We start from the raw sequence: 12,942 nt of genomic DNA, 5'->3' as shown, positions 1-12,942 counted from the left end.
GTTCACCTGCCCTACAAACTCACGTTTTTTATTTTCTATTACGCACAGGCTTGGTTATGCACCTGTACGCCTGCTCATAAAATAGCATTGCGGCTTTTTTTGGGCCTATAAAATATTCTAAATAGCATCAGAAGTTATTAAGTCGGCAGTTGAAGTGGGTTCATGGAGCAATAAAGATTAATGAACTCAATAATGTAAGAAATACATGGAGAAATACACAATGGAAATGAAATCACTGTTTAAAGCCACCGCTATCGCCGCCCTGCTGGCGTCCGCGACCTCCGCCTTTGCGGGCCCGACCGCCACCCTGCGCATCACCGGCACCATCACCCCGGGTGCCTGTACCCCGGTGCTGGCCAACGGCGGCATTATCGACTTCGGCGCAACGTCAGTCGACTCACTGCCGTCAACCGGCACGCTGGCGCTGGCCGGCAAATCGGTGACCGCCACCGTGACCTGTACCGGTGCGACCAAGGTGGCCATGAGCTTTGTCGATAACCGCGCAGACTCCGTGCCAGCGCACAGCAATGAGGCCACCACTGCTTCCAGCGCATTTGGCCTGGGCAAGTCAGGCGATATCAAAATTGGTTCTTACGGCCTGAGCATTGTCAGCATCAACGGCGACGGCACCGCCGGTGACCTGTTGATGAGCAGCGACAAAACCGCGTGGAGCAAAATGACGCTGGACACCTTCGCTAACAACAATACCGCGCAGCAGTACCTGACCTTTGCGGCTACCGGCACCACCACGCCAAAAGAAGCGACGGTGTTCACTTTCGACCTTAAAGCGACGCCTGCGCTGAGCTCGGCGCTAACCGGAATTACGGAAACGGCAAACCTGGACGGCAACGCCACCATTAACTTCGAATATCTGTAAGCAGGACGAGGGCGTCCCAGCGGGCGCCCTGAATATGCGACAAAGCGAAACGACAAAAAAGGAAATCACTGAATGGAAAACAAAATGATGAAAAATATCTTTAAAGTCACCGCGCTGGCCTGCCTGATGGCCGCGGCGTCAAATGCGGTAGCTGGGCCGAGTGCTAATGTGCAGGTTAAAGGCACCGTGACGCAGGGGGCCTGTACGCCTACGTTGAGTAATAGTGTTATTGATTATGGGAATATATCTTCCACGCTATTATCTCAGGGAGTCATGCAATTACCCAGTAAAAGAACCCAACTATCAATTAATTGTACGGCTAACACATTAATTTCTCTGTCTACGATTGATAATCGTCCTGGCACTGAAATTAATACAACGACGAATTTCACTGTGGAAGGTACAGGTATTAATGAGGATGTCACAAATCACCGTGGTTATGAAGAGGCCTATGGTTTCGGTTTTGCACAATATCCAGGCGGATATAATCGTCAGTTGGGTTCTATTGTTCTAACGATTGAATATCCTGATATGGTTACAGACGAAAGCGCCGATTTCATTGCGCGAACTAACGGCGGGGCATGGCAAAGAAATTCTAATGGTATTACTGCTGCGTCCATCAGGGAATTTACGCTTGCCGAGCCGGGAACTATCACTCCAAAGGCATTTAAAAATCTCACATTGCCACTCAGGATTAACGCTGCTCTTGTTGGCCCTGTAACCTATGCAGGCGTGAATAATCTTGATGGAAATATCTCTCTGGTAGTTAACTATCTTTAAATTTTATTTTCCTAGAAGTTACACAATATAAAAAAGCGTAGATCAGGTTGGTGAAGCGCCATCCGAGGTATCTTTTCGCCAAGAGAACTTACGCTTGCTTAATATTTTTATTAGGTACTGGCCCGGAAGCGGGCCGGTACCTCTGCTCTGCAACGCCACCATTAACTTCGAATACCGGTAAGCAGGTGAGGGCGTACCAGAGGGCGATCTGAATATGCGGCAAAGCGAAGATAAATCAAACTGGATTCATGTGAATTACGCCATCGCTATAATGCCTGTAGGCATTGATGGGGATAGAAATTATGTAACGGTTTCAGATGTAGGCTCTTTATCGCCAAAAGCTATCTCAAGTTTATCTATGAACATCATGACACGGGTGGGCCTGTCATCTGCAGCATCCAGCTTTACCGATGTGGAAAACATCGACGGCAATGCAACATTGTCTATTGATTATTTATAAAATAACAATTGGTTATGCGCCTAACATCAAGCCCGATGGTGACGTGTTTAATGAGCCATAAAAAAAAGCCCCGCTAAACCATTACGAAGCTTTAATCATTGCGGCTTAAACTCAGCCTTGGCGCAAAAATGGGGCCACTTTGACGATATTACTGGCGGGGAAATGGCCAAAACAGCGCGGCCTGCCCCCACACATCGTCCGTGTTGAAGCCTAACTGCCACACTTCTCCGTCATAAATGATGAACGTCTCGCCGAATTTATCCACTCGCGGACCGGTATAATTTTTGGCGATACCGTCGCGAGTTACGGTGTCCAACAGCACCTGACGCTCGGCGCGGTCCGTTGGCCCCGCGCTCAGGCGAGACGGCAGTTGCACCATCTCTTCGGGGCTGTATTTGAAGCAGTTCAGCGCGCACTGGTTGGCATAGAAGAACACCGGGTCCGGCCCGCGGCCGTGGGCCAGAATGCTGTAAGGCGCTTCGTTATGCAGCCACTGGTAGCGATCTTCCACCTCTTCCGTACAGAACAATCCCTGCCCCGTCAGCTGTTTGTAGCATGTATCGATTTTTTTTAGATTTTCTAAATCGTCGGACAACACCATGTTCACCCCCTGAAATTCAACCTGTCGAAATGTGAGTTAAGCTCGAAATAGAGTCTAATTAAGCTTTGTGACGGCAAAAGGAAAAAAGTTCCCGTTGGGGGTGAACCTCCTCAGCCATAAATACATATGCTTTACTGAATGTGTTTTCAGCGCTATGCTGCCGTTATGGTTTACAACTAAAGGCATGAGCATGTCATCACTTACCGCACTGCAACTGTTTAAAAATATGTCAGATGACACCCGTTTGACCATTATTTTATTGCTGAAACAGGCGGGCGAACTCTGCGTATGTGAACTGACCACCGCCCTCGAACTTTCTCAACCCAAAATCTCCCGCCATCTGGCGATGCTGCGCGAAAGCGGCCTGTTGCAAGACCGGCGCAGTGGGAAATGGGTGCATTATCGCCTGTCGCCACACATCCCGGTGTGGGCCGCCGCCATTATCGATCAGGCCCTGATGAGCCAACAGCAGCACATTGCCCAACTGGCCCTGCGCGCCGCGCAGAACTGCGCCGTCACGACGGAATAACTGATTTTTTTGCCCTAAGAGTGATTAGGAAAATCTCATCTAAACACATATGAATTTCCATATATTAAGCATGATGGAGGCAGTATGATTTTGGCGGTGGCAATTTTTGTATTCACCCTAGTCTTGGTGATTTGGCAACCCAAAGGCTTGGGTATCGGCTGGAGCGCCCTGCTCGGCGCGGTGTTGGCGCTGGCGTCCGGGGCGGTGCATCTCAGCGATGTGCCGGTGGTGTGGAATATCGTGTGGAACGCCACCGCGACGTTTATCGCGGTGATCATCATCAGCCTGCTGCTTGATGAGTCGGGCTTTTTTGAATGGGCGGCGCTACACGTGGCGCGCTGGGGAGGCGGCAAAGGCCGCTGGTTGTTCACCTATATTCTGCTGCTCGGCGCGGTGGTGGCGGCGCTGTTTGCCAACGACGGCGCGGCGCTGATCTTAACCCCCATCGTGATTGCCATGCTGCTGGCGCTGGGCTTCAGCCGGGGAGCCACGCTGGCCTTTGTGATGGCGGCGGGCTTTATTGCCGATACCGCCAGCCTGCCGCTGATTGTCTCCAATCTGGTGAATATCGTCTCCGCCGACTTCTTCAAACTCGGCTTTAACGAGTACGCGGCGGTGATGGTGCCGGTGAATATCGCCTCAATAGTCGCCACGCTGGTGATGCTACACCTGTTCTTTCGCCGCGATATCCCTGCCAATTATGATCTTGGCAAACTGCGCGAGCCGCATCAGGCTATTCGCGATCCTCTGACCTTTAAAACCGGCTGGCTGGTGCTCATTCTGTTGTTAATCGGCTTCTTTGGGCTGGAACCGCTGGGCGTGCCGGTCAGCGCCGTGGCGGCGGTTGGCGCACTGTTACTGTGGGCGGTGGCTAAACAACAACGCGTTATTGATACCGGCAAAGTGCTGCGCGGCGCGCCGTGGCAGATAGTGGTGTTTTCGCTCGGCATGTATCTGGTGGTCTATGGGCTGCGCAACGCGGGGCTGACCGACATGCTTTCTGCCCTGCTCAATCGCTTTGCCGAACACGGTCTGTGGGCCGCCACGCTGGGCACCGGTTTCCTCACCGCCTTGATCTCTTCGGTAATGAATAACATGCCGACGGTGCTGGTCGGCGCGCTGTCCATTGACGCCAGCACCGCCAGCGGCGTGATCAAACAGGCCATGATTTACGCCAACGTGATTGGCAGCGATTTAGGGCCGAAAATCACCCCGATTGGCAGCCTGGCAACTCTGCTCTGGCTGCACGTTTTGAGTCAAAAAGGCATCAAGATCGGCTGGGGATACTACTTCCGCGTCGGCATCGTTATGACCCTGCCGGTATTACTGGTGACACTCTCCGCATTGGCCTTACGCCTCTCTTTCTAAGGAAAAATGTTATGACGAAATCGACTGTAAAGATTTATCACAACCCGGCCTGCGGCACCTCGCGCAACACGCTGGCGATGATCCGCGCCACCGGCACAGAACCCGAGGTGATTTTATATCTCGACACCCCGCCGTCGCGCAATGAACTGGTACAGCTGATCGCCGCGATGGGCATTACTCCCCGCGCGCTGCTGCGTAAGAATGTTGAGCCTTATGCCGAGTTAGGGCTGGCCGAAGATAAGTTCAGCGACGACCAGTTGATTGATTTCATGCTGGCCGCGCCGATTTTAATTAATCGCCCTATTGTGGTCACGCCTCTGGGCACAGGGTTGTGCAGGCCGTCGGAGCAGGTGCTGGCTATTTTGCCCCACCCGCTGCCGGAGCCATTTATTAAAGAAGATGGCGAGGTGGTCGCCCCTAAATCTCCACCTCAATCACTTTAATTCCGGCGTTCCTCGCCAGTTTGATGCACTCCGCCGTGTCCTCTCCGCCGGGGAAAGCCAGCAGCAACTCCGGCTGGCTATCCTCGAGCATAAAGAGGTTGCGGCGGATTTCGGCATATTTTCCATACAGTGACCAGTTGGCCGGGTAACGCACCACGTGAGCACTGTTTTCCCTCGCCCAGCCCTCTATTACCCCGCCCAGCGATTGGTGGCCGCCGTGAATAACCACCGAAATCGCTATCGACTGATGATATAAATCCAGCACCCGCGTGACAGAATGCATATCGGCATAAAACCGACCGGCGCAAATTAATACTCTCATCCTTCTTCACCTTTGTATAAATAGGTTGTTGTTATTATCTTGGTTAAATTTCAGGTCTGTTTTCACTGATCAGAATATTGTCATTGCCTAAACGTTCAATAACGGGATAAGCAATTGCGGCGATATGATGATGCACGCGACGATAATCACGTAATACGCGCTGGAATATATCTCCAGATTCCGCCCAGGCATTTTTATCCTCCCGCAATTTTTTAAAATGCTCACGGCTGGCCGATGCCTCCAACTGGCGAATCGACTCTTTGCGCGCCACCAGCTGGTGCGCCGCCGAGAGGTCTTCCCCCAAGAATGCCGTCACCGCCAGACGCAAACTGGTGAGCACTTCCCAGTGCAGCAGCCGAATGTTGTTCAGCTCGAACTCACTGAACTGCTCGCCACGGCGCGAACGGCGGGTCGCCAGCTGGGTCAGATTGCTGGAAAGAATGTCGCCAGCGTGCTCGAAGTTGATCACAAACATCAAGATCTCCTGCGCGCGGTCGGCATCCGAGTCACTCAAACCGTCCTGCCCGAGATCCGCCAGATAGGCGCGAACCGCCGCGCTGAGCAGATCAAGCGACTGATCGACTTGACGAATTTCGTCGGCGACGCCCTGCTCAAGATGCTGGAACAGCACGAACAGCCGGTCGAGCATAATGGTCAGCATGTCCGCCACCCGCAGTGATTCCCGCACCGAGTTAGACAGCCCGAGGTAGGCGACGTCCAGCCCGGCTTCGTCGAGATACATCGGCAGACCGGGGTCGCCAACGCGCTCTTCTTCCGGGAACAGCGCCTCCAGTACCTGCGCCAGTGGGGAAATCAGCCCGATAAACACCAGCGCCAGCACCACGCTAAATGCCGTGTGGAACCACACCACCAGCTGCGGCGTGGTGAGCGCCAGACTTCTCGCGCCGTCGGCCAGCAGCGGCAACAGCAGTAATGCCACCAGACTGCCCAATACCCGAACCAGCAGATTGCCAATCGGCAGGCGGCGAGCTACCGGCGTTCCGGCGCTCAACACCGGTGGCAAGGCGCCGCCGATATTGGCACCCAACACCAGCACCAGCGCGGTTTCTTGATTCATCACTCCGGTAGTGGCTAGCGAGGCAATCAGCAAAATCACCGCCACGCTGGAGTGGCAAATCAGAGTCAAAATGATGGCGACCATCAGGGCAATCAGGGTGTCGCCCTGTAGCCCTTGCATCACGGCGTGAAACACCGGAGTCGACTCAATATGCTCAAGCGTGCTGCCCAACAGGCTGAGCGCCAGCAGCATCAAACCCAGCCCGATCATGGCGCAGCCCGCACTTTCAAAGCTGGAGTGGTCGCGCATTTTGAACACCACAAAGCCCCCCAGCATCAGCAGCGGGATAGCAATCGCGGTGTTAAAGCTCATCAATTGCACCACCAGCGTGGAGCCAATATTGGCACCAAGCATCACCGCCAGCGCGGGGGAAAGGCTGAGCGTCCCGGCGGCGGTAAAGGAGGTTGCCATCAGGCTCACGGCGGTGCTGCTTTGCAGAATGCCGGTGATGCCGATGCCGGACAGCAGCGCCATCCAGCGGTTGCTCAAATGGCGGCCCATCCAGTGACGCAGTTGGGTGCCGAATCCGCGCTGTAGCGCGGTGGAAATCATATGGCTGCCCCACAACAGTAGGGCAATGGCGCCAGCCAGGTTAATTAACAGGGTGGTTCCAGACAGAGTAGTTCCGAACATAATTATTCCCCCTTATTCAGGGATGGTGCTTTGGTAAAACGCAGTAACCTGATCGAAATTCGATTAATAGCGCTGGCGAAATCTAAAACAGTTTTAGTTTGGGTATAACTTATTTTCTCCTTGCTGTACCACTTCAGAGAATTAACGCGCAGGATGCGGGTTATTTTCATTAAAAATAACACCACCAAAATGATGATCTTATTTTTAATCAGCAAAATAACGCCACGCTTAGGTCTAATTAAATAAGCGTGTTTCATGGTGACTTCCTATAACTCTTTTCCTTTATTCAAACGAGTGCCGCGATTAGACGGCACCCGTTTGAGGTCACATCAATAAAGATTATTTCTGTTCAATCTTAATGCCACTGTTTGAAGCGACGGATATAAATGGTTTTCATGCCCTGCGCCACGCAGCAGTAGGCCAGTAAGGTGCCTGCCAACCATGGGAAGTACTGCCACGGCAGTGCCTGCAGCCCGACCAATGGCCCCAACGGCGAGAACGGCACATAGATACCAATCGCCATCACCATGCCGGTCATTAACAGTACCGGCAGCGCCGCCGTGCTCTGAATGAACGGGATCTTCTGGGTACGCAGCATATGCACCACCAGGGTCTGTGACAGCAGCCCTTCGACAAACCAGCCGGACTGGAACAGCGTCTGCATATGTTCACTATTGGCGCTAAACACAAACCACATCAGCGCGAAGGTGGTCATGTCGAAAATCGACGAGGTTGGACCAATCCACACCATAAAGCGGCCAATGTTTTTCGCGTCCCACTTACGGGGTTTTTTCAGGAACTCCTTATCAATTTTGTCCCAAGGCAGAGCAAGTTGTGAAATATCGTACATAAGGTTTTGCAGCAGCAACTGAATCGCCATCATCGGCAGGAACGGAATAAACGCACTGGCCACCAGCACCGAAAACACGTTGCCGAAGTTGGAGCTGGCGGTCATGTTCAGGTACTTCATGATGTTGCCGAAGGTCTCGCGCCCCTTGAGTACCCCCTCCTCCAGCACCATCAGGCTCTTTTCCAACAGGATGATATCGGCAGACTCTTTGGCGATATCCGTGCCGCTGTCGACGGAAATCCCCACGTCGGCGTCGCGCAACGCCGGGGCATCGTTAATCCCATCGCCGAGGAAGCCGACGGTGTGGCCGTTAACTTGCAAGGCTTTGAGTACCCGTGATTTTTGCAGCGGCGTCAGTTTGGCGAACACCGTGCGCTCTTCCACTAAAATTTGCAGCGTGGCGTCATCCAGATGCTCCAACTGCGGACCGAGCACCGGTTCGCCCGGCTCCAGCCCCACCTGACGGCAGATGCGCGTAGTGACAATTGCGTTATCCCCGGTTAGCACTTTCACCGCCACGCCGATATTTTGCAGTGCGGCAATGGCCGGGCCTGCGGTCTCTTTCGGCGGATCCAGGAAGGTCAGGAACCCGCGAATAATCAGGTCGTGCTCATCTGCCGTGCTGTACTGAGGCTTGGTATCACCCTTTTTAATGTCGCGAGTGGCTACCACCAGCACGCGGAAACCGTCTTTGTTGTAGTCGTTGGCCATCGCCAGCAGCTCATCGCGACGCGTCTGATCCAGCTCCACGACTTTGCCGTTTTCATGCATGTGGGTCGAAATGCTCAACATCTCTTCCACCGCGCCTTTGCACACCAGCAGGTGATTAGCCTGTTTATCCTTCACCACGATCGACAGGCGGCGGCGGATAAAGTCGAACGGCATCTCGTCAACCTTGCTATACCCCTCCGGTTTGACGAAGTTCGCCTCGTTTTCGGAGAAGTAGATCACCGCCTGATCCATCAGGTTCTTAATGCCGCTCTGGTGATGGCTGTTCAGCCACGCCAGTGACAGCACTGACTCATTCTTCTGCCCGGCGGTATCAATGTGGTGCTCGAGAATGATTTTATCCTGAGTCAGCGTGCCGGTTTTGTCGGTGCAAAGCACGTCCATTGCGCCTAAGTTCTGAATGGAATTCAGACGCTTAACCACCACTTTGCGTTTCGCCATCGCCACCGCGCCTTTGGCGAGGTTGGCACTGACAATCATCGGCAGCATTTCTGGCGTCAGGCCGACCGCCACCGCCAGCGCGAACAGCAGCGCGTCCCACCACTCTCCCTTCATCACGCCGTTAATCATGAACACCACTGGCACCATCACCAGCATGAAGCGGATCAGCAGCCAGCTCACGCTGTTCACGCCACGGTCAAAGGCGGTTTGCACGCGGGTGCCGACGATGGCTTTCGCCAGTGAACCAAAGTAGGTTCGCGGCCCGGTCGCTACCACCACCGCCTGCGCCGTGCCGCTGACCACGTTGGTGCCCATAAAGCAGATGTTCGGCATATCCAGCAGGTTGTCATTGTCCATTGCCACTTCGCTGGCTGACTTCTGCGCCACGTCGCCCAGCGTGTCGTATTTCTCAACCGGCAAGGCTTCGCCGGTTAACACCGCCTGGCTGATAAACAGGTCGCGAGACTCAATTAGCCGCACGTCGGCTGGGATCATGTCCCCGGCATAGAGCTGCACGATGTCTCCGACCACCAGCTCGCGCATTGGGATTTCACACAGCTTGCCAGGCTTGCTCACGCTGTCGCGGCGCAACACGGTGGCGGTGGTTCTGACCATCGCTTTCAACGCTTCGGCGGATTTTGCCGAGCGATGCTCCTGCCAAAAACGCAGTAATCCGCTAAGGCTAACCATCGCGCCGATGATGATAACGGTAGTCAAATCCCCCTCATCGCCGCTGTGGGTTGGCAGCCAGTAGTCGGTAAAGAAGCTGATGCTGGCAAGGGCTAACAGGATGTAAATAAACGGGTTGTTAAACGCCTTGATCAACTGCACTAGCGCGTGAGGCGGCTTATCGTGCGCCACTTCGTTATAGCCATCTTTTTCCAGTCGCGACGCCGCGTTGGCGTGCAGCAGCCCTTCTTTGGTGGCTCCCATGTTAATCAGCGTGGTCGCCACGCCATTTTTGGCTTCCTGGGCGGCACGCATTGACAGCGCGTTGGCCTTCGGATTTTTTTTATCCCGGGTTTTGTGTTCTACAGTCATGGTAGTGCTCCTGTCGCCAGACAATAGGGAACTCTTCACGGCATAAGCAGAGTTGCAGGCAGCCGGAAATAGTCCGTATCGTTTATGCGATCGGTTTTTAATTAATTTTGCGCAAGCGTTCCCGCCATTCAATTAATGAACGGAGTAAAACATTTTGGTTTTATTTATTTACGCATAGCTTCGCCGTCCTGAATATTTAAATAAATTCAGGCAATCAAAAAATACGCAAATAATAACTGATGGCACCTCGGTGACAGATTGCGTGACGCGTTTAGCCTTAATCCACTCAGGGATTAACGCCACGACGCCGCAACACCGCCAGGGGTGATATCAGGCAGAGAAGGTCCGACTTTGTGGGTCTTCGGTATCAGAAAAGGTGCAGCGTTGCTCCAGCTGGCCGGTGACAGGACTGACACGCCAGTTAGTAACACGCTGATTCAATTCATTGATTTTAGTTGAAAAAATCGAATTGGAATGTTTTTTACGCGCAGCCAAAGTCCGATCGCGGGACGGGCGAACGCGCAAAGTGGATGTCAGTGCTTTGACATCAGGGAAAAGGGTCATTTTGAAGTTCATAACACACCTCGGGACCGTGATACTTCAGGTTGAGGTGCTAAGACACAAGAGACTAAGCTCTGGCGAGGCACACCCGAACGATGAAATGATCACAATCAATTTCATGTTTATTATTCCGAACCGCTAAGAAAGCGTCATTCGGCAAGTGACTAGATACAGTGTCCATTATTCTCTTATGTTAAGTTAGGAAAGGCCTCAACTTCCGGCCCGTGCAATCTACCCATGAGCCATAATATTGTCAACCCGCAAAGTAATAATAAATAGGTTTGTTTATATTCTGGTGATATTCGCGACCTCATTGCTGGAAAACATTAAACTCAAATAGAAAGGTTATTACATTACATTTCACTCAGAAGATTATTAGCCAAGGCTATTTCCCTCGTCGCGAGCGTCATCCCCTTCCTATCGATCCGGCGTTTACCCGCGCGCTTATGTTCCCGCGCGAGTGTTAGGCAGAGAAAACAGACTATCAGCGCGGAGCCTTGGCTAGCGCGTTAATCTGTTTGGCTTCAATCACATAGCGGCCTTTAGCTCCCCGCGCCGCGTTCAGCATGGCGTTCCCGAGGCTCTCCGTGGTCACTAAGCGATTGGGGAATAACTGGCGGAACAGCGCCAAGACGGGCTTGGTCCAGCGATAAAACGCCCGATAACTGGAGGTTTTCGACTCAATACCGTGCAGCGGCACAATCACCCCAGGGCGGAATAAATAGACGCTAGCGAACGGCAGCTTTTGCAGGTCATTCTCGGTTTTGCCTTTCACCCGTGCCCACATTACACGGCCCTTCTCGCTGCTGTCGGTCCCAGTGCCCGAGACATAAGTAAAGGTCAGATTTGGCGAGTGCTGCGCCAGCTTTTTGGCGATACCCAGCGTCAGGTCATAAGTTTGGCGGCGATACTGCACTTCGCTCAGGCCCGAGGCGGAGATCCCGAGGCAGAAGAAGCAGGCATCAAAGCCTTGCCATTCGCTTTCATCCAGCGTTTCAGGTTGCAGCAGGTCTGGCAGCACCACCTGGCGCAGCTTGGGGTTTGTTTCTTTTAAGCGGCTGCGCCCGACGGTGGTGACTTGCTCGACATCCGCCGCCAGCAGGCATTCGCGCAATACGCCCTGCCCGACCATGCCTGAAGCTCCAAAGATGATAATTTTCATTACGCGATGTCCTTAATGTCGCCGATATGGCGATGATGGCCCAGCATACTGAGATCTCAGGTGCGTTGTGAGTGGCTAATCGTGGCTTAGCCCGCCGCCACCTGCTGTATCAGCCAGTTCTCAAAGCTTTTAATCGCCGGGGTTTTGGCGCGCGATTTAAGCTGGGTCAGCCAATAACTGCCAAGATCTACTTCTATCGGGAATGGCTGCACCAGCTGGCCGCTCTGCACTTCGCGGCTAAACATGTTGGCTGGGACCAGCACCGCGCCGCCGCAGTGAATGGCGCTTTCCACCATTAGCCGCGAGGAGTCAAACACCGGGCCGCCAATGCGCCACGGCGTGATTTGCGCGGCGCTGAGCCACTGATCCCACTCATCCTTGCGATAAGTGCGCATCAGCGGATGGCGTTTCAGGTCCTCTGGCGTCTGCAATTGGCGGGCAATCTCAGGGGTACAGAGCACGGTCAGAGGCGCGTCCAGCAACTTAAGGTTTTGCGTCATCGGCCACTGGCCATTGCCGAAACGGATGGCTAAATCCATGCCGTCAGAGGCCAGATTCACGACGTTATTGTTAGTCAGAATGCGCAGATCGATAAACGGATGAGCTTCGCGGAATGAGGCCAGCCGGGGCATTAGCCAGCCCACGGCAAAGGTACCGACCACCGCCACGGTGAGCACCTCGTGAAAATGGCCGTCCTCAAACTGATGCAGCACCGCGCTGATGCGCTCAAAGGCGTCACTGAGAACGGGAAACAGCGCCTGACCTTCCTCAGTCAAATCTAATCCCCGTGGCAGACGGCGGAACAGCACGATACCCAGCTGCTCCTCGAGACTTCTGACCTGCTGGCTGATGGCGGCCTGTGTCACGCACAGTTCCAACCCGGCGCGGGTGAAACTTAAATGACGGGCAGAAGACTCGAAGGCTCGTAAGGCGTTTAATGGTAGTCGATTGCGCATGGCGTGTGGCATAAGTTTTCCTTTAGGCTCCCTGAAATTCTTGTCGCTTGTGAGAAGATGGCGAATGGATAAAACTTATTCGCGACGTCAAACGATTCATCTAAATCCATT

General features: G+C 53.5%; 14 protein-coding genes. 6 read left to right on the top strand and 8 right to left on the bottom strand.

Annotation, left to right across the window (positions count from 1 at the left end; translation table 11 throughout):
• Positions 1–220: 220 nt before the first annotated feature.
• From V2154_RS07790 to V2154_RS07780, 3 genes are all read left to right on the top strand, one after another.
• Positions 221–877 carry a DUF1120 domain-containing protein gene (locus V2154_RS07790; RefSeq protein ID WP_353501738.1) on the top strand — a complete coding sequence of 219 codons (657 nt, stop codon included), beginning with the start codon at positions 221–223 and terminating at the stop codon, positions 875–877.
• 72 nt (positions 878–949) lie between these two features.
• Positions 950–1,657, top strand: coding sequence for a DUF1120 domain-containing protein (locus tag V2154_RS07785; protein WP_353501737.1), 708 nt, complete (start codon positions 950–952; stop codon positions 1,655–1,657).
• A 214-nt stretch (positions 1,658–1,871) separates the two neighbouring features.
• Positions 1,872–2,117: a hypothetical protein gene (locus tag V2154_RS07780; protein ID WP_353501736.1), complete on the top strand. Its 246-nt coding sequence runs from the start codon at positions 1,872–1,874 to the stop codon at positions 2,115–2,117.
• A 148-nt stretch (positions 2,118–2,265) separates the two neighbouring features.
• On the opposite strand, the gene V2154_RS07775 is transcribed toward V2154_RS07780, so the two are convergent.
• Positions 2,266–2,718: an MEKHLA domain-containing protein gene (locus V2154_RS07775; protein ID WP_353501735.1), complete on the bottom strand. Its 453-nt coding sequence runs from the start codon at positions 2,716–2,718 to the stop codon at positions 2,266–2,268.
• A gap of 190 nt (positions 2,719–2,908) precedes the next feature.
• Here V2154_RS07775 and V2154_RS07770 point away from each other — a divergent pair, with 190 nt between their 5' ends.
• The 3 genes from V2154_RS07770 to arsC all read left to right on the top strand — a co-directional run bounded on the left by V2154_RS07770 (position 2,909) and on the right by arsC (position 5,058).
• Positions 2,909–3,247: a metalloregulator ArsR/SmtB family transcription factor gene (locus V2154_RS07770; protein ID WP_353501734.1), complete on the top strand. Its 339-nt coding sequence runs from the start codon at positions 2,909–2,911 to the stop codon at positions 3,245–3,247.
• Between the two features lie 84 nt (positions 3,248–3,331).
• Positions 3,332–4,615 carry an arsenic transporter gene (locus V2154_RS07765; RefSeq protein WP_353501733.1) on the top strand — a complete coding sequence of 428 codons (1,284 nt, stop codon included), beginning with the start codon at positions 3,332–3,334 and terminating at the stop codon, positions 4,613–4,615.
• Between the two features lie 11 nt (positions 4,616–4,626).
• The gene (gene arsC / locus V2154_RS07760; protein WP_353501732.1) at positions 4,627–5,058 is read left to right on the top strand and encodes an arsenate reductase (glutaredoxin); all 432 of its coding nucleotides are present in this window, start codon (positions 4,627–4,629) and stop codon (positions 5,056–5,058) included.
• On the opposite strand, the gene V2154_RS07755 is transcribed toward arsC, so the two are convergent.
• The 7 genes from V2154_RS07755 to V2154_RS07725 all read right to left on the bottom strand — a co-directional run bounded on the left by V2154_RS07755 (position 5,033) and on the right by V2154_RS07725 (position 12,831).
• Complete coding sequence (locus V2154_RS07755) at positions 5,033–5,380, bottom strand: DUF2493 domain-containing protein (RefSeq protein ID WP_353501731.1); 348 nt, start codon at positions 5,378–5,380, stop codon at positions 5,033–5,035. The genes arsC and V2154_RS07755 overlap by 26 nt on opposite strands.
• 43 nt (positions 5,381–5,423) lie before the next feature.
• Entirely contained in the window at positions 5,424–7,076 is a 1,653-nt protein-coding gene (locus tag V2154_RS07750; protein ID WP_353503945.1) for a Na/Pi cotransporter family protein, read from the bottom strand.
• 17 nt (positions 7,077–7,093) lie between these two features.
• On the bottom strand, positions 7,094–7,348 hold the full coding sequence (locus V2154_RS07745) for a hypothetical protein (RefSeq protein ID WP_185687983.1): 255 nt from the start codon (positions 7,346–7,348) through the stop codon (positions 7,094–7,096).
• 98 nt (positions 7,349–7,446) lie between these two features.
• Positions 7,447–10,152 carry a magnesium-translocating P-type ATPase gene (gene mgtA / locus V2154_RS07740; protein ID WP_353501730.1) on the bottom strand — a complete coding sequence of 902 codons (2,706 nt, stop codon included), beginning with the start codon at positions 10,150–10,152 and terminating at the stop codon, positions 7,447–7,449.
• Between the two features lie 330 nt (positions 10,153–10,482).
• Entirely contained in the window at positions 10,483–10,728 is a 246-nt protein-coding gene (locus V2154_RS07735; RefSeq protein ID WP_353501729.1) for a hypothetical protein, read from the bottom strand.
• Positions 10,729–11,197: 469 nt separating this feature from the next.
• Positions 11,198–11,875, bottom strand: coding sequence for a Rossmann-fold NAD(P)-binding domain-containing protein (locus V2154_RS07730; RefSeq protein ID WP_353501728.1), 678 nt, complete (start codon positions 11,873–11,875; stop codon positions 11,198–11,200).
• Between the two features lie 86 nt (positions 11,876–11,961).
• Positions 11,962–12,831: a LysR family transcriptional regulator gene (locus V2154_RS07725; protein WP_353503944.1), complete on the bottom strand. Its 870-nt coding sequence runs from the start codon at positions 12,829–12,831 to the stop codon at positions 11,962–11,964.
• Between the last annotated feature and the right edge of the window lie 111 nt (positions 12,832–12,942).

It is taken from the genome of Ewingella sp. CoE-038-23 (assembly GCF_040419245.1).
Classification (GTDB): Bacteria; Pseudomonadota; Gammaproteobacteria; order Enterobacterales; family Enterobacteriaceae; genus Ewingella; species Ewingella allii.
Note: the sequence above shows the minus strand (reverse complement) of the source record. Positions and strands in the feature narration are given on the sequence as shown.